This window comes from Bacteroides pyogenes (assembly GCF_014196225.1).
Lineage (GTDB): Bacteria > Bacteroidota > Bacteroidia > Bacteroidales > Bacteroidaceae > Bacteroides > Bacteroides pyogenes_A.
In genome coordinates, this window is sequence record NZ_JACIDI010000004.1 from 89,340 (window position 1) to 106,256 (window position 16,917).

Annotated in this window: 12 protein-coding genes; 2 read left to right on the forward strand and 10 right to left on the reverse strand. The window is 49.0% G+C overall.

The window, feature by feature from the left end:
- Positions 1-26: 26 nt before the first annotated feature.
- The 5 genes from GGR07_RS03790 to GGR07_RS03810 all read right to left on the reverse strand — a co-directional run bounded on the left by GGR07_RS03790 (position 27) and on the right by GGR07_RS03810 (position 6,394).
- Positions 27-1,652, reverse strand: a complete 1,626-nt coding sequence (locus GGR07_RS03790; protein WP_021646376.1) for a S41 family peptidase — start codon at positions 1,650-1,652, stop codon at positions 27-29.
- 178 nt (positions 1,653-1,830) lie between these two features.
- A complete protein-coding gene (gene coaD / locus GGR07_RS03795; protein ID WP_021646375.1) occupies positions 1,831-2,289 on the reverse strand; it encodes a pantetheine-phosphate adenylyltransferase in 459 nt (152 codons plus the stop codon).
- A complete protein-coding gene (locus GGR07_RS03800) occupies positions 2,286-4,160 on the reverse strand; it encodes a DNA topoisomerase IV subunit B (RefSeq protein WP_027325701.1) in 1,875 nt (624 codons plus the stop codon). The genes coaD and GGR07_RS03800 overlap by 4 nt, the downstream gene beginning before the upstream one ends.
- 29 nt (positions 4,161-4,189) lie before the next feature.
- A complete protein-coding gene (locus tag GGR07_RS03805) occupies positions 4,190-5,326 on the reverse strand; it encodes a hypothetical protein (protein WP_021646372.1) in 1,137 nt (378 codons plus the stop codon).
- An 87-nt stretch (positions 5,327-5,413) separates the two neighbouring features.
- On the reverse strand, positions 5,414-6,394 hold the full coding sequence (locus GGR07_RS03810; RefSeq protein WP_034542783.1) for a calcium/sodium antiporter: 981 nt from the start codon (positions 6,392-6,394) through the stop codon (positions 5,414-5,416).
- Between the two features lie 324 nt (positions 6,395-6,718).
- Between GGR07_RS03810 and GGR07_RS03815 the strand changes: the two genes are divergently transcribed.
- Positions 6,719-8,533 carry a mechanosensitive ion channel family protein gene (locus GGR07_RS03815; protein ID WP_021646369.1) on the forward strand — a complete coding sequence of 605 codons (1,815 nt, stop codon included), beginning with the start codon at positions 6,719-6,721 and terminating at the stop codon, positions 8,531-8,533.
- A gap of 429 nt (positions 8,534-8,962) precedes the next feature.
- Here the strand turns inward: GGR07_RS03815 and GGR07_RS03820 are convergent, their stop codons facing one another.
- The 5 genes from GGR07_RS03820 to GGR07_RS03840 form a co-directional block, all read right to left on the reverse strand.
- Positions 8,963-10,141 (reverse strand): class I SAM-dependent methyltransferase, encoded by a 1,179-nt coding sequence (locus GGR07_RS03820; protein ID WP_034542730.1) that lies wholly within the window; start codon positions 10,139-10,141, stop codon positions 8,963-8,965.
- Positions 10,142-10,190: 49 nt separating this feature from the next.
- The gene (locus GGR07_RS03825) at positions 10,191-10,982 is read right to left on the reverse strand and encodes a M15 family metallopeptidase (protein ID WP_081724011.1); all 792 of its coding nucleotides are present in this window, start codon (positions 10,980-10,982) and stop codon (positions 10,191-10,193) included.
- 89 nt (positions 10,983-11,071) lie between these two features.
- On the reverse strand, positions 11,072-11,647 hold the full coding sequence (locus tag GGR07_RS03830; RefSeq protein WP_249173686.1) for a hypothetical protein: 576 nt from the start codon (positions 11,645-11,647) through the stop codon (positions 11,072-11,074).
- A 22-nt stretch (positions 11,648-11,669) separates the two neighbouring features.
- Positions 11,670-12,320 (reverse strand): hypothetical protein, encoded by a 651-nt coding sequence (locus tag GGR07_RS03835; protein WP_051990560.1) that lies wholly within the window; start codon positions 12,318-12,320, stop codon positions 11,670-11,672.
- A gap of 168 nt (positions 12,321-12,488) precedes the next feature.
- A complete protein-coding gene (locus tag GGR07_RS03840) occupies positions 12,489-14,015 on the reverse strand; it encodes a sulfatase (RefSeq protein ID WP_034542732.1) in 1,527 nt (508 codons plus the stop codon).
- 879 nt (positions 14,016-14,894) lie between these two features.
- Between GGR07_RS03840 and GGR07_RS03845 the strand changes: the two genes are divergently transcribed.
- Complete coding sequence (locus tag GGR07_RS03845; RefSeq protein WP_034542738.1) at positions 14,895-16,694, forward strand: DUF4091 domain-containing protein; 1,800 nt, start codon at positions 14,895-14,897, stop codon at positions 16,692-16,694.
- The last annotated feature ends 223 nt before the right edge of the window (positions 16,695-16,917 follow it).

Genomic DNA, 16,917 nt, shown 5'->3' on the forward strand with positions numbered 1-16,917 from the left:
GGGATGGTAGGCTTCTGAAAATTCTTTTATTTCAATATGTTATCATACTCTCCGGAATTCAATATGTCTATGGCTTTTCGCACACTTCGATTTGCGGTGTTCATTATCCGGAAATACTCGTTCATATCCCATAGGTCGCGGGCTATCAACGCCTTAACTTGTGTTCTGATAAGCGGTAAAGAGGTCTCGTATTGTTTTTCATCAAATTTAACACCTTCTTTTTCTCCCATCTGTTGTAAACTGCTCAGCATAGGTATGTCTACCGTAAACTGCTCGTCGAAGGTTTTAAATTTCTTATATTTGCTTGCCAAAGTCTTCCGATGCTCTTCTACAAACTTCATCGTGTATTTGATCATTACGCCTTTGGCTATCAGGTTCCGGTGGTAATCGGTGTAAAGGGTCGTGTCGATGGGGATGAAGTGATCGGGCATAATGCCTCCTCCGCCATATACCGTGCGTTTCAGCCTTTTCGTTTGCACTTTGAGCGAGTCGGGGAAATGGATACTGTCCGCATGGGTTAACTCGCCCCGGTTGAATCTCTCGATCAAATCCCGATTGTATTTCCTGATGTTTTCTTCGATATTGGCGGAACTTCTGTCTTGTTTGGAGTTCGTAGCGTTTTCGTAAGGCTTTTGAATACAGCGCCCGGCAGGCGTATAGTAACGTGCCACGGTGAGGCGGATCATCGAACCGTCGGGCAAGTCGATAGGGCGTTGCACCAAACCTTTTCCGAAGGTACGGCGACCTACGATAATTCCTCTGTCCCAGTCTTGGATGGCTCCGCTCACTATTTCGCTGGCGGAAGCCGTATACTCGTCTACCAGTATCACAAGCCTTCCGTTGCGGAACCCGCCGTTTCCTTTGGCAAAGAATTCATTCCGCTTGTCTCTTCTTCCTTCCGTATATACGATGAGCTCTTTCTGTTGCAAAAACTCGTTGGCAAGGTTGATGGCTGCATCCAGATATCCGCCTCCGTTGCCCTGAAAATCAAGAATCATGTCTTTCATTCCCTTCTTCTGAAGGCTCTTCATCGCTTCTTTGAACTCGTTTACGGTAGTTGCTCCGAAGCGATTGATGCGGATGTAGCCCGTGCCGGGTTGAATCATGTAGGCGGCGTCGAGACTGAGAATGGGTATTTTGTCTCTTTTCACGGTGAAAGCAAGAGGTTCTGCCACTTCCCGGCGGACGACGGTGAGATCGACTTTGGATCCTTTGGGTCCGCGAAGCCTTCTCATGATGTTTTCCGTGCTCATCTTCACTCCGGCTATGGCCGAATCGTTTACAGCAATGATACGGTCTCCGGCAAGAATGCCGACTTTCTCGGAAGGTCCGTTGCTGACAGGCTGTACAACGAACAAAGTGTCTTCGATCATTTGGAATTGTATGCCGATGCCTTCAAAATTGCCTTTCAGCGGTTCGTTCATCTTCTTTACTTCCGCTGCGTCGGAATAAGTGGAATGCGGGTCGAGCTGCTCCAGCATTTTGATGATGGCGGCTTCGACCAATTTGTTTTCATCTACTTTGTCGACGTAGAAATTGGCAATGGCGAATTCCGCCATTTGCAGTTTGCGCATGGCGGATGCTTTTTGATTCTGTGCCTGAATGCTTATCGCATATAAGCAAATAAATAATATATATATTGTTTTTTTCATATTCTGTCGTTATAATTTGCAGACAGGATGAGCAGCCGTCTATGCTTTTGCGTGAAGCCGTCGGCAGTAGTAGCCAATTGCTAATAAACGTCCGATATGGTTTGTTGCTGCGGTGACAATTATCTGCTGGCGTCTGTCTGCTTGTTCAGAACTCGGGGTGCTCATTCGGTGCTGTTTGCTAATCGTCGATCTTCATTCCTTTGGGAATGAACTGGCCGATGTCTTTGTTGTAGCCCAGCAGCTCCCTTACGGTAGTAGAGCTGATGCAAGTCAGCTCCGGTTCGGTAAAGAGCAGAATGGTTTCTATTCCCGCCAGTTTGCGATTGATGTCGGCTATGGTTTCCTCATACTCAAAGTCTTTTACAGTCCGTATTCCCCTTACGATGAACTGAGCGTTCACCTGCTGCGCGAAATCAATGGTCAGGCAGTCGTATGACATGACTTGTACACGCGGATTATCTTTATAGAGTTCCCGGATCATCTTTTCTCTTTTTTCGATCGGGAAATAAGTGTCTTTGTTTTCATTGATACCGATTCCGATCACAATCTCGTCCATAAAGGTGAGCGCGCGTTCCACTACCGAAAAGTGTCCGATGGTGAAAGGATCGAAAGTACCCGGAAATATTGCTTTTTTCATGATGCCAGATCTTCTTCTATTACCAGATTGTCTATAATAAAGTTTTGCCTTTCCATTGTATTCTTGCCCATGTAGAATTCGAGCAACTCTTTCACGGCATCGGTCTTTCTCAAGGTCACTTGTTCCAACCGCATGTCTTTGCCTATGAAGTTCTTAAACTCGTCCGGTGAAATCTCTCCCAATCCTTTGAATCGGGTAATCTCGGGGTTAGGGCTAAGTTCTTCGATGGCGTTGATCCGCTCTTCTTCACTATAACAATAGATTGTTTTTTTCTTATTGCGCACACGGAACAAGGGCGTTTGCAGGATATACACATGTCCCTTTTTTATCAGTTCGGGGAAGAATTGCAGAAAGAACGTGATCAACAATAAGCGGATGTGCATGCCGTCCACATCGGCATCGGTGGCTACGATCACCTTGTTGTAGCGCAGCCCGTCGAGCCCGTCTTCAATGTTGAGGGCAGCCTGAAGGAGGTTGAACTCTTCGTTCTCATATACAATCTTTTTCGTCAGTCCGAAAGAGTTTAGCGGCTTGCCGCGGAGGCTGAATACAGCCTGCGTGTTCACATCGCGGCTTTTGGTGATGGAGCCGCTTGCCGAGTCTCCCTCGGTGATGAAGATGCATGACTCCTCCTCCAGTCCTTTCGCTTTCGGGTCGTTCAGGTGAATGCGGCAATCGCGCAGTTTGCGGTTGTGCAGATTGGCTTTCTTGGCACGTTCGCGGGCGAGTTTGGTGACTCCCGCAATGGCTTTGCGCTCTTTCTCCGATTCCTGTATCTTTTGCTGTATGATTTCGGCTATGTCGGTATTCTTATGTAAGAAGTTGTCTACCTCCTGCTTGATAAAGTCGCCTACGTATTTGTTGACCGTTACACCTCCGGGAGTCATGTTTGTAGATCCCAGCTTGGTTTTTGTCTGGCTTTCGAATATCGGTTCTTCCACATTGATGGCTATGGCGGCAACCAATCCGTTGCGGATATCGGTGTAGTCCATGTTTTTGTTGAAGAACTCCTTGATGGTGCGTGCGATATGCTCTTTGAAAGCGCTTTGATGAGTACCTCCCTGCGTAGTATGCTGTCCGTTGACAAACGAGTAATACTCTTCGCCGTATTGTCCCGTATGGGTGAAAGCTATTTCGATGTCCTCGCCTTTCAGGTGGACGATAGGGTAGAGCCCCGTAGCCGTCATGTTGTCGTTCAGCAGATCTTCCAGCCCGTTGCGCGACAGGATGCGGTGTCCGTTGTATAAGATAGAGAGTCCCGTGTTGAGATACGTGTAATTGCGTAACATCGTTTCAATATATTCGGGCTTGAAACAATAGTTGACGAACAAGGTAGGATCCGGTTCGAAAAAGATGTATGTTCCGTTTTCTTCTTCCGTATCCTGCATCTTGTCGTTTTGCAGCTCGCCTTTTGAGAAGGTGGCGATACGCACTTTCCCGTCGCGGAAACTGCGGACTTCGAAGCGGGAACTCAACGCGTTGACTGCTTTCACGCCCACTCCGTTCAGTCCGACGCTTTTCTTGAAGGCTTTGCTGTCGTACTTTCCTCCCGTATTCAAAACGCTGACCGCTTCAATCAACTTTCCTTGCGGGATTCCCCGTCCGTAGTCGCGTACGCTTACACGGAGATTCTCTTCGACGGATATTTCGATTCTTTTGCCCGACTGCATCTTGAACTCATCGATGCTGTTGTCAACAACCTCTTTCAAGAGCACGTAGATTCCGTCCTCGGCATGCGCTCCATCGCCCAAACGGCCGATATACATGCCGGGACGTGTGCGCACGTGTTCCATATCGCTCAGATGGCGGATGTTTTCGTCGGTATAATCTACTGTGTTGTTGTTTGTAAGCATCAATTCGTTCTCTTCCATAGTCTTTTTCTTGTTTTTTAAGTTTCCTGTTAACCTATTTCTTTGACAAAAGCCCGGCGGCGTTTATGTTGTTGGGTTTCGAAGTAATCCCATTGCGCCTGTACCTTCCCGTTCTGTTCCAGTTCGGGGTTGCTTTCCGCAAAGATAAAGCCTAATTTCTTATAAACCGGAATTAAATCGGAAAATAACAGCGCGTTAACACCTTTGTTCTGATACTCCGGCTTCACTGCCACGAGTAGCAGATCGAGCATTTTGGCGCGGCGTTTCATAAACAAAGCTTTCAGCAGATAGAACCATCCGAGGGGCAACAACCGTCCTCGCGACTTTTGAAGCGCTTCGGACAGGGAAGGCATGGATATGCCTACGCCAATCAATTTGTCGTTGACATCGGTGATAAGTGTCACCATCCGCAGGTCGACGATGGGAAGATACATCCGCACGTATTGTTTGATCTGTCTTTGCGTGAGAGGCGAATACCCGTAGAGAGGGCTGTACGCTTCGTTCATCAGCTCGAAGATGGCTTGACCGTAATCTTTGGCTATCTTTCGGGATGAAGTATATTTTTTTACCTTCAGGTTGTACTTCTTCTGAATGAGTTCGGAGATGCGTTGGTGTTTTTCGGGAATCGATTCCGGAATGAATATCTTGAACTCCACCCAGTCGGCGTCTTTGCCGAATCCCAGCTTTTCCATGTGTTCGGGGTAATACGGATGGTTGTAGATGGTGGCCATGGTGCTGAGCTGGTCGAATCCTTCGATGAGCATCCCTTCGGCATCGAAATCGGTGAATCCGAGCGGACCGACAATGTGTGTCATGCCCCGTTCTTTTCCCCACTCCTCTACCGTCTTGATGAGTGCGGAAGATATTTCGAGGTCGTCGAGGAAATCGATCCATCCGAAGCGGACGTTCTTGCATCCCCATTTTTCATTGGCATGGCGATTGATGATAGCGGCTACGCGTCCCACTATCTCTCCGTCTCTGTATGCGAGAAAGTAATCGGCCTCACAAAACTCGAACGCCGCATTTTTCTTTTTATTGAAGGTATTCAGCATGTCGTCGTAAAGGTCGGGCACAGAGTAAGGATTATCCTTGTATAAGAAGTAATTGAAGCGGATAAATTTTTTAAGTTCCCTTTTCGTGGAGACTTTCTGGATTGTAATAGCCATATTTTGTATTTATGATTGAATAGACAAAGATAGTCGATAATCTTTAAACTGCCATACCGGGATGCCGAAAAACAAAACAAATATGCCTTATCTCAGAATGAGGAACAGGGTGTAGCCCACGTAACATAAAGCCATGATGCTGCCTTCTATCCGTGTTATGGTTCGCTTGGCAAAAAAAAGTCCGAAGAACCAGAGTAAGACGCACGAGCCTATGAGAACGAACAAATCGAGATTGGAAATTCCGTTGAGATGTAAAGGCGTGATGGTGGCACTGCAACCCAATACTAAAAAAATATTGAACAGATTGCTTCCGATTACATTGCCTATGGCTATTTCGGGATTCTTCTTCAATGCGGCCACGATGGAGGTGGCTAACTCCGGAAGCGAAGTACCTCCGGCTACGAGGGTGAGTCCGATGACCGATTCGCTTACTCCCAGTCCGCGAGCGATGCCTATGGCTCCGTTTACGAAGATTTGACCTCCGTAAATAAGCGCCGCCAGTCCTCCGACGGTGTAAAGCACCGATTTCCACCAAGGAAAAGCCCGTATCTCTTCTTCGTCTTCTGTCGGGTGTCCTTTCAGCTTGTCTTCTTCCGCCGGTTTGGAGAACGCGATGGCAAATGTGTATCCCATGAAGATGGCGAAGAAACATAGCAGCAGCAGTCCGTCGCCCCTATCGAGCTGATTCTTGGCGCTTTGGTTCAGCAAGATGTCATTGGCGCAAATCAGCAAGACAATGGAAGAAAGGATGCAGAGCGGAATTTCTTTGCGCAGCGTGTTGCGTGTAATAGCGATGGGAGCTACCAATGCAGTGCATCCCACTATCATGAGCGTATTGAACAGGTTGCTTCCCACCACGTTTCCGATAGAGAGGTCCGCGCTTCCTTTAAGAGCCGAGGTTACACTGACCGCCAATTCCGGAGCCGAAGTGCCGAATGCGACAATGGTCAGCCCGATGACAATGGACGGAATATGAAAACGTTTGGCGATGGAAGCGGCGCCGTCTGTGAGGCCGTTGGCCCCCACAAGTATCAGGAGCAGTCCTCCGATAAGAAGCAATATGTTCATACGATTCTTTTTCTTTTTGCCTGCAAAGATAAGCATAAAGGTTTATCCGACAAACGCATAGCCTGGTTTTTAAGTAGAATTGACGGTCGAGTGTTTGATTCGTTTATCTACGAAAGCGTTGCGGTAAAAAACACGGTTGTTTTGGTAGTGTATATCAAAAACATTCTGTATGTTTGCTCCGTTTAGTACAATTGGTACGGAAAAATGGAAAATAAATCCTCGCAAAGCTTCTCCGTTCCGGTTTGAAGCGCGGATGATGTTTAATGAAAAAAGATTCTTCGGCGTTGCCAAGCATTTGCGGGGACGGATAATACAGATACGATTATGAGAATTGCCACTATGAAGCGTGCAGCCATGCTATTCGTCGTGTTGCTGCTGAATGTACATGTATACGCACAATTGGACAAGGCGGTGAAGAAAATCCTGTCGGGAGATACCATTGGCAAAGAGGTATCCGCATCAAACCGTGATTCGGACTCAGTCCGTTTAAGCAATTTGCAGAAGGAGCTGGAAGAAGCCCGCCTGAACGAAGCCAATATGCGCATGGAAATGGAGGAGATGAGGCTTCAAGTGCTCTCTTCCGATTCCGTGAAGTTGGCGCAACAGAGGCAGCGCATCGATTCGCTCCGGCAGTTTACCAAGGGAGTTCCTGTGGTGGTAGAGGGAGATACGCTGTTTTTTCTTTATGCCAACCGTGGGGGATATACGCCTCAGAAGCGTGCGAAGGAGACTGCCGCTGTTATTGAGAAAGTGGGGAAACGGTTCAACCTGCGTCCCGACTCGGTTTCTATTGAATATTCGGATGCCGTTTCCGACTTGATGTACGGAAACGAAGTATTGCTTTCGCTCACCGACCAGGATGCGTTGTGGGCGGGTATACCGCGCGATTCGCTGATAAAAGAGAGAAAAAAACTGGTTGTGGACAAGCTGACGCAGATGAAAGCCGAACACAGTATCTGGCGGATGGCGAAACGGATTCTTTACTTCCTTCTCGTTATTGTCGGACAGTTTTTCCTGTTCCGCCTCACAAACTGGTTGTTCCACAAACTGAAAATCCGTATCTTACGCCTGAGAGACACTGCCCTCAAACCTTTTTCCATTCAGGGGTATGAGCTGCTGAACACACAGCGGCAAGTCAATCTGCTGATTTTTCTGGCGGGCATAGGGCGTTACATCGTGATGGGCTTGCAGTTGCTCATCACCGTTCCTCTGATATTCATCATCTTCCCGCAGACGGAAGGCCTGGCTTATCAGTTGCTCGGCTATATCTGGAACCCTATCCGGACGATATTGGTGAGCGTTGTGGAATACATTCCCAAGCTGTTTACCATCATCGTTATCTGGTATGCCGTGAAATATCTGGTGCGGCTGATTCTTTATCTGGCTCGTGAGGTAGAAGTGGGGCGCCTTAAGATAAACGGATTCTACCCCGATTGGGCAATGCCCACTTTCCATATCATCCGCTTCCTGCTCTACGCGTTCATGATTGCCATGATCTATCCCTACCTGCCGGGTTCCAACTCCGGAGTCTTTCAGGGTATTTCGGTATTCGTCGGATTGATCGTATCGCTCGGTTCGAGTACGGTGATAGGCAATATCATCGCCGGACTGGTGATTACTTACATGCGCCCGTTCAAGCTGGGCGACCGCATCAAGTTGAACGATACTACCGGCGATATCATAGAAAAAACTCCGCTGGTGACCCGCATCCGCACACCGAAGAATGAAGTGGTGACAGTACCTAACTCGTTTGTGATGTCTTCGCATACGGTGAATTACAGTTCTTCGGCGCGCGAATACGGCTTGATTATCCATACGGAAGTGACGATAGGGTACGACGTTCCGTGGCGTCAGGTGCATCAGATGCTCATCGAGGCGGCTCTCGATACGCCCGGAGTGGTGGACGATCCGCGCCCGTTCGTGCTCGAAACTTCGCTGAGCGACTGGTATCCGGTCTATCAACTGAATGCTTACATCCGCGAGGCGGAGAAGATGGGACAGATTTATTCGGACTTGCACCAGAACATTCAAGACCGGTTCAACCGGGAGGGTGTGGAAATCATGTCTCCTCATTACATGGCGATGCGCGACGGTAATGAGTCGACCGTTCCGAAAGACGACTTGTCGAAACGTATTTAGTCTTTCATTCTCCGGAAATCGTTCTCTTTTCCCGCTTATGAAAGGCGTGCGCCCTTGATGGAAGCTTCGGCGGTGTGGCCGTTGGATTCCGCCGCTTCCATAGGCAGAGGTATATCCCTTGATGAAAGCTTTGCCGGTTTGGTCCCTCTCCATCTGTCTCCGGAAGTGCATATTTGCCTCCCGCGTTATTCATATATAGTCATGGGTGGTGACTATATATACTCATGGGTGGTGACCATATATACTCATGGGGGATGACTATATATACTCACCGCGCTGACTATATATACCCACCACCTATGACTATATATGTTCACCGGAGGAGGAAAATATATATGACCATCGGACTGCTGTGAGCCCGGCCGACAATGCAGGAAAGAGGGGTAATTGACTCCCGAAGATGATGGGGTGGCAGAGACTCGGTTTCCCTTATTTGCGGCATCGTATCAATACCTTTTGCTCGTTGCCGAGCGTGGTGGCAAACAGATAATCTTCACCTCCTTCGGACAGCTTGAGCCGTTTGCGCAGTTCGGCCACCGACGCCGGAAAGTTGCGTACGGTGATGTTCGCTTTCCGCAAGTCTCCCAAGCAGCTCTTAATCTCCTTTTTGTTCAGGCTGCATTGCCCTGTGATGCGGAACGATCTTCCGGGGAAACCGCTCACTGCACTGTCCGATGTATAGAGGTGGCTGTTGGGGTGGAGCTTTTTCACCGGAAATGCCGAAGTAAGCAGGCGGAAAGCGCCTGCCTTGAGTATCGAGGCATTGGGCTCGAAAAGATAGCTGCCTGTCTGCCCGGCATAAGAGATGCTGCATTGTTGTTCCTGCTCGCGTGTGAACGAAAACCGCTGTTCGCCGTTCGGTGTCAGATTCACGCAGTGGATGGACACTTCAGGAGAAGCGTCGCGTCTCAGTATTACCAACAGCTCTTTGCATTCGTTGTTTACGGCGAGTATGTGGACTTCGTGCGTATGCCTCAACTCTTTCAGCGCTTGAGACAAGTCGAGCATCGGCGAGAGTTTGATCATGACGCATCCGGCCTTTTCGAGCAATAAATCTTCCAGCTCCTCCACATCGGGCTCGCAATCTTTGATGGCGACTATTTTGCCGCCATGCTCGTTGCGCCGGGCGGGGTCGATAAAGATACAGTCCGCGCGCGCCATCCGCTTCAGAAACTCCGTACCGTCATCGTTCTTCACGCTTATGTGCGGCAGTCCGAGAAGCGGGAAATTATGCGCGGCTATTTCGCAGAGCTCTTCCTGCCGCTCTACATAAGTCGCCTGCCGGAAGTTTCTCGAAAGGAAAGCACAGTCGATACCGAAACCTCCCGTCAGATCGACAAAGCTTTCTCCCTTTGCCAGTTCCGACTTATACCGCGCGGTGAGTTCCGACGAACATTGCTCCATCGAGAGGTGGTGCGGATAGCGTATGCCTTCGACGTTGCTCCACGAGGGAACTTTCTCTTTTGCGATACGTATTCCCGCTATCTGCGTGATGGCTGCGGGCATGTCTACTTCGGGATATTTGCCTGCCTGCAAAGCGAGGGAGCGAACATCGTCGTTCTGATGTTCGCGGATGAAAAGTCGGGTTTCCGGCGATAATTCTTTCATAAGCCTTGATTGTGATGTAAAGTAATAAGCAGGAATGCACCCGATTCTCTCAAGGAATCACCGGATAGTTCCGGCGAGCTTCGTCACGGCTGCGAAAGTTGAAGTGCCACCATTCGCTCGGTAGCGGTCGGAAACCGCCGGCTTTCATGGCTTGGCGCAACAGCAAACGGTTTTGCCGTTCTTCCTCGCTTATCTTTCCCCGGCGAACCAGTACGTCTTCCTGCATAATGTGCGACTCCATGCCCAGATGGTCTACCTTCGTACCCATCGGCAGCGGATTCCCCAGCGAGTCGAGAATACCGATGTCCACCGCCAGTCCGTAATTATGCAGTCCTCCTCCATGCGCAGGATTGGATACGTAGCGGTATCGGGAGGTTCCTTTCACGGCATCCCACATCTGCTGCTGCACGGACAGAGGGCGAGCGGCATCGTAGACGATGAACCGGTATGACGGATGCCTTTGCTTCAGCGCCTGGTGTGCCCGTAGCAGAGCTTCGAGAGCTTCCGGGTGCAGGTAGGCTTCTTTCAGATCTTCATACAGTGTTTTTCCGGTGAAATTATCCGGAGTGGCATACATCAGCCGCACTACGATGGAGGTGTCGGCTTCGGCTATGTTCTTCAACCCCAGAGAAACCATGTACAGCGCCATCCTGCTTTTCGGATGTGCGGCTCGACCGTTTTCGTTCTCTTCCTCTGCTTCAATCGCTGTTTCGGACCGGATTTCTTTCGCTATGCGCTCTTCCTCTTCCTGCCCCCGTTCTTTATTGCCATGCAGCGTGCAGGCAGATAAAAGTACGGATAAAAACAAAGCGGCGGTCGGTTTGCTTTTTATGATGTTCATTCAAATGATAATGTTCTTATATTAATAAGAGTCGATCCGGCAAAAGTCTGCATTGAATGATGCCCGTTCAAATACGGTGTATACTCCTTTCATTGGTTGCTTGCAGATTCGAGCAACGCAGGTTTAATCCGGTTCGTTTGGATAACGTGTTGTTTACCTTCATGTTCCGGATAGTCGTACGAGTCGATTTCGAAATACGTGTCGAAACGCCCCTTGGTAAGCCGGTCGTTGTTTCCAAAAGTTCCGCTGACTATTTTCTTCTTCAGATCGAAGCGGGTAATATGCGCCGTTCCGTCTTTCAATGCCTCTTTGATAAACATAAAGTCGGTAAGAGGACACTCTTTCCCTTCTTCGGGCGAAAGAATCTTAAAGTCGATGGTGTTTCCATCTTCATCTATATAAACAGACGCCTCCATCTCCTCTTTCTTTTCTTTATAAATGAATTTAATGGAGCGTTCGGGCTCTTTGACAGGGAAGAACCAATCTGTGGAATATCTTCCTCCGGAATAGATCCATCCGTCTATAAGGCATCCGAAAGTATTGGCTCCGGTGTTGGTAGCGGGAGGCATGACGGTCGGATCTACCCTGCTGTCTTCTCCGTCGCAGCCGGCGAAGAAGATACATGCGCATAATGTCGTAAAGATGAGTGTGATGTACTTTTTCATATAATCCGGGTTTTGTTCATGATTAAAAACAATAGGCGATTCCTGCCGATAAGTTTAAACGCGAAACGCTGACTTTCCTGTCTCCGCCTGTACTTACCTTGATCGATTGGTTGTGGTAGCGCACGCGGTATGAGGGAAGTCCGCCCGCAATGTATTGCAGCTCCGTAACTATTTTCCATTGATGGCCCAGCGTGAAAAGCCCTCCTAAACAGCCATGCACAGCAACGGCTCTTCCCGTTACGGTGCGCGGCTTTCCGAACACGGCGCTGTTGTTTCTGAAGAATACCTCTCCACCTCCCAGTCCGATACGGATGTCCAGCCTGTCGGAACAAGGAATATATCCGCTGACTTGGATAGCCGCATAATGTTGCGAAAGCTTGTCGCTTCCTTCCGGATGGCTGTCTTGCTTGGCGTATGCGGAGTAAACGGCACCTACGGAAAGCTCTTTAATGCAGCGGTAGTGGTATTGCGCTCCCCAGTTGGGAGCTTTCGTTAAACGATTCTCGTAGCTGTGCACGTTTTGCGTCAGGCAATTCATCTTTCCCAACGTAAAGCCGTATCCGCCGTTTACGGAAAGCTCATGTCGGAGCTCTTTCTTTTGCGCAAAAAGCGGAGAGAGGTTAATTGTTGCCAACAGCAATAATGAGATTGCTTTTGCTAATGTGCGGTTCATAGGTTATAACATAATATTAAAAAAGTTATTATTCATTGTTTGGCTGTTTAAACAGAGTTTATCATTCGCTTTTCTATCGCGGCTGCTTATAAAAGCCGGCTTTATCACGCCTTTGCCCATACCATAATATATATACTATTGATTCTGATCGGATATTTGTTTATGCCTTTATGGATGTTGTTTCACAACCGGTCTGATCTCTTTCCCGTCGATGTCCACCGGATACAAAGCCCCTTCCTTGTCCAGACGCGCTATCATGCGAGCAAGCATTTGCAGGGTTCTCTCTTTGTGAGAGGCGGATAATTCATGCCGTTCTTCGGGGTCGTCCGCCAGATTGTAAAGCACACAGTCCGGACGTTCGGGATGTTCCGGATTGTAATAATAAATCAACTTCCAGTCGCCTTCACGGTATACGGTGAAATAACTTCCGCGGTGGCTGTGAGGGAAGTGCATCAGGAAGACATTTTCCCGTGCAGCGTCTTGTTTTCCTGTCAGCAGAGGCCGCAGATCTTTTCCGTCCACGATATGGGATTGAGGAATAGCCGCTCCCGCCACAGAGGCAAGTGTGGGAAATATATCCATGATGGTTCCCATTTGTTTCTGTATTTTCCCTTGAGCGATGGGCACTTGTTTCTGGTATTTGTTTTTGCCATTCGCTTTCGCCCAGCTGATGATGAAAGGTACTCGCATCCCGCCTTCAAACTCCGCTCCTTTTTTGCCGCGCAACGGAGCAGAGGAAGAGTAGCCTCTGGCAGGTCCTAAAGGAGCGTCTCCGCCGTTATCGCCCAAAAATACTACCAACGTGTTTTCTGCAATCCCTTTCTGTTCCAGATAATCCAGAATCTCTCCCAAAGAGTAATCCATTCCCTCTATCAGTGTGGCAAAGGCTTTGGCAGCATCGCTTTTCTCAGGGTCGGTATAGTGTCCGATGAAACGCTTGTCGGTTTCAAAAGGAGTATGTACGGCATAATGAGCCAGATTCAGGAAGAAAGGTCTCTTCTCAGCCAGCGCTTTGTCCATCTCCGCTTTGGCTTCTATGGTCAGCGCTTCGGTCAGGAAGGTGTCGGTACGGTGATATTTCTCCAGACCGGGAACCGCATTGGCACGTCCTCCTTTGATGTGCCCGTATCCGTACTCACCGTAGTAGCTTCCCGGATGTCCGATGGATGAGCCTGCCACATTGACGTCGAACCCCAGATTCTCAGGATTCTCTCCTTCGCTTCCGGTGCAGCCGAAGTGGGCTTTGCCGACGTGGATGGTTTTATAGCCCTGCGATCGGAGCAATCGGGGTAAAGTCTGCTCATCTTTCGTCAATCCTTTCCAGTTCCACGCATGGGGACCGAACTGGTCGCGGTTGTTCGATGTCGGTTTTATCCAGTTGGTAGTACGATGCCTTGTGGCATTCTGCCCGGTCATCAGCGAAGCCCGTGAAGGTGAACTTACACTTTGTGCATAAAACGTGGAGAAACGGATTCCCGTCTCTGCCAACCGTTCCATATTCGGAGTGCGGTACCAGTCGTTAAGCGGCTGACGCACCGGATTTCCCTGTCCGTCTATAATGAAAGGGACGGACGTATCCATCAGCCCCATGTCGTCTACCAGAAATACAATGATATTGGGTTTCTCTTGTGCCCATACAGAGCATGCGGGTGTCAGCAACAAGGTACCGATCAGTAACGGGTTCGATTTCTTCATCTTGTTTTAGCGGATTAATTTCTATGTAAAGACCGTTTAAATATCCGGCCTGCGCGTATATATCATGCACCGCATAGTAACCGGTGACGGATAAAAACAGTACGTAAGTTCTAAGCAGGCTTTTAATGGCAAAGGTATTGAATAATATCGCTTCGTCAATGTTTCCGAACGGGTTTTTTGCTTTCCTGCTGCTCCGGTAAAGTTTTCATTTCGCCCACATTCAAGGATTTCGCAACGGATTTGTTATGTTCTACAGATTTGTCTATTACCGCGAAATGCTTGTAGAAACAGGCTGTCAGGGCAATTGGCTATATTTTACAGATTTGTCTATTGCCGTATTTTCCGGATTTTTTATTATCGAAGCACTTCAGATCAAGATGATTCTGAAAGTTTTTCCATACTATTGCAGATTTGCTTATGCGTTGTTCACATCAATCGCTTTCGTTTTTTACAGTTAAAGTGTCCATTACTGCACAGTTTTCTGTGTATTGCATGCCACTTTGCTGTCAACGTAATTTCGATAACTCTTCTGTCGCATGTTCGATGGTGTTGTCAGCAATTACGGTTTGCTGTCGAGGTAAATTCGGTATTTCTTCCGGAAATGAGGTGTGCTTCTGATGTTTTATGAGGCGAAAGAGTTATCTTTGGGAATTCTAACAAGCGGGAACATTAAAAACAGAATGTGGGCCGGGCGGGTTGCCCGGATACAGTCCGCAGAACGCTACCCGTCGAGTGATACCGGAATGACGGATAACCGGATTTTTCGCAATGGATGTTTGTGAATACGGACAAGCGAGAACGCCACTGCCGGGATTCGGTTCTTCAGCATGTACCCGTTGCTAAGAGCTTTTTGACATCGAAACCTAAAATTATAATGATATGAACAAAATTACAGCATTCTTTTTCTCTTGTATGTTTGCTTCCGCTCCCCTGATGGCTCAGGAAGGAGTGACGCAATGTGGCACACCGACCGGGCAACCGCCTTTTCCGCTTCAGTCTTATCATGAATTGCCCGACCCCAAGCCGGCTTCCGTGCAGGAGTGGGCGGCAGTGAAATCGCCCCAAGTACGATGGGGAAGTACGGATGTGCGCTATGCCAAGCATGCGCTTCCCGTATTGCCGTTGCAACAAAGCATCACGCTGGAAGGATGGCGGGGCGAGAAGCTGAACGCGCAGGCGGTAGTGTGTACGCCGACTGATTTGAATGAGCTGACGTATGCTTTCTCTGACTTCAAATCCTCTTCGGGCGAAGTGCTTCCGGCTTCGGCGTTCAGCGGAGGTTTCGTCCGCTACGTGATGACCGACGAACTGAATAAAGACGGGCGTGGGGCCTGCGGCGAGCGTCCCGACCATACGTTGTACGACTCGCTTTTGGTGGCGGATGCCATCGACCATCTCGCAGCTTCGATGCCCGTGAAGGCGAAAAGCGTGCAGCCCGTGTGGATCAGTTGCCGTATCCCCGCCTCGCTCTCACCGGGAACCTACAAAGGAACGGTGGAAGTGAAAGACGGAGGTTGCTTATTAGGGAGTCTCACCCTGCATGTCAAAGTGTCTTCACGCACGCTTCCCGAACCGTCGGCATGGAGATATCATCTCGACTTGTGGCAGAATCCGTTCGCGGTGGCCCGCTACCATCAGCTCCCGCTATGGAGCCGCGAGCATATGGAAGCCATGCGCCCGTTGATGAAGATGCTGGCAGATGCCGGGCAGAAAGTGATTACGGCTTCCATCATGCACCACCCCTGGAACGCACAAACGGAAGACGCTTTCGAGTCGATGGTAACGTGGACAAAGAAGGTAGACGGGACTTGGGCGTTCGATTTCGCCGTGTTCGACTTTTGGGTGGAGATGATGATGAGCGTGGGGATAGATAAACAGATCAATTGTTATTCGATGGTTCCGTGGAAGCTTTCATTCCAATACTTCGATCAGGCCACCAACCGTTTGCAGGTGGTGAACACGGCTCCCGGCAAACCGGATTATGAAGAGATGTGGCTGGCTATGCTTCAGGCTTTCTCCAAACATTTGCGTGAAAAAGGATGGTTTGACATCTGCACCATTGCGATGGACGAGCGGCCGATGGACGTGATGCTCAAGACGCTTGAAGTAATCCGCAAGGCCGATCCCGGTTTCAAGGTCTCTCTGGCGGGCAACTTCCACAATGAGCTGGAAGCGGATATCTATGACTATTGCATTCCGGTGGGTGCCGCTTATCCGGAAGCTGTGTTGAAGCGCCGATCCGAAAAGAAATGGCCTACCACGTACTACACTTGTTGTACGGAAGCTTTTCCGAACACTTTCACATTCTCCGATCCTGCCGAGGCTGTATGGGTTAGTTACTATTCCGCCAAATTCCATCTGGACGGTTACCTGCGCTGGGCTTACAACAGTTGGGTGAAAGAGCCTTTGCTCGACTCACGTTTCAGGACGTGGGCCGCCGGAGACACTTATCTGGTTTATCCCGGTTCCCGTTCGTCCATTCGTTTCGAGCGGTTGATCGAAGGCATCCAGGCACACGAAAAGATAACGCTTTTGCGCAAAGAGTTTGCCGAAAAGAATAATAAAGCGGGCATGAAGCGGTTGGAGCGCATCCTTTCGGCTTTCCGGTTAGAAGACTTTCCGCAAGTTCCCGCAGCCGTTACCGTCAGAAAGGCGAATCAACAGCTGAACGCATTGTAAGAGCTTCTGCTCTATGGGGATAGCTTCCGTTGCTCGCTTTCCGGGCGATTGCAACGGAAGCGGAACTTTTGTACAACAAAACCATAACTTTTTTGCGATTTTTCTTTGCCGATAGGTGTTTTGACGCTTGTATTGCAACAGAGAAGCGGAACAATCATAAGGAAGTAACATTTTAAAACCTGCTTTTAATGGGTTTGAAATGCTACTTCTTTAGGTTGGGATC

Excerpts from the sequence above, each read along its gene's own strand:
- GGR07_RS03830 (WP_249173686.1), bottom strand. The coding sequence starts at position 11,647 with ATGAAAAAGTACATCACACTCATCTTTACGACATTATGCGCATGTATC.
- GGR07_RS03820 (WP_034542730.1), bottom strand. The coding sequence starts at position 10,141 with ATGAAAGAATTATCGCCGGAAACCCGACTTTTCATCCGCGAACATCAG.
- GGR07_RS03840 (WP_034542732.1), bottom strand. The coding sequence starts at position 14,015 with ATGAAGAAATCGAACCCGTTACTGATCGGTACCTTGTTGCTGACACCC.
- GGR07_RS03810 (WP_034542783.1), bottom strand. The coding sequence starts at position 6,394 with ATGAACATATTGCTTCTTATCGGAGGACTGCTCCTGATACTTGTGGGG.
- GGR07_RS03835 (WP_051990560.1), bottom strand. The coding sequence starts at position 12,320 with ATGAACCGCACATTAGCAAAAGCAATCTCATTATTGCTGTTGGCAACA.
- GGR07_RS03825 (WP_081724011.1), bottom strand. The coding sequence starts at position 10,982 with ATGAACATCATAAAAAGCAAACCGACCGCCGCTTTGTTTTTATCCGTA.
- GGR07_RS03805 (WP_021646372.1), bottom strand. The coding sequence starts at position 5,326 with ATGGCTATTACAATCCAGAAAGTCTCCACGAAAAGGGAACTTAAAAAA.
- GGR07_RS03815 (WP_021646369.1), top strand. The coding sequence starts at position 6,719 with ATGAGAATTGCCACTATGAAGCGTGCAGCCATGCTATTCGTCGTGTTG.
- coaD (WP_021646375.1), bottom strand. The coding sequence starts at position 2,289 with ATGAAAAAAGCAATATTTCCGGGTACTTTCGATCCTTTCACCATCGGA.
- GGR07_RS03790 (WP_021646376.1), bottom strand. The coding sequence starts at position 1,652 with ATGAAAAAAACAATATATATATTATTTATTTGCTTATATGCGATAAGC.
- GGR07_RS03800 (WP_027325701.1), bottom strand. The coding sequence starts at position 4,160 with ATGGAAGAGAACGAATTGATGCTTACAAACAACAACACAGTAGATTAT.
- GGR07_RS03845 (WP_034542738.1), top strand. The coding sequence starts at position 14,895 with ATGAACAAAATTACAGCATTCTTTTTCTCTTGTATGTTTGCTTCCGCT.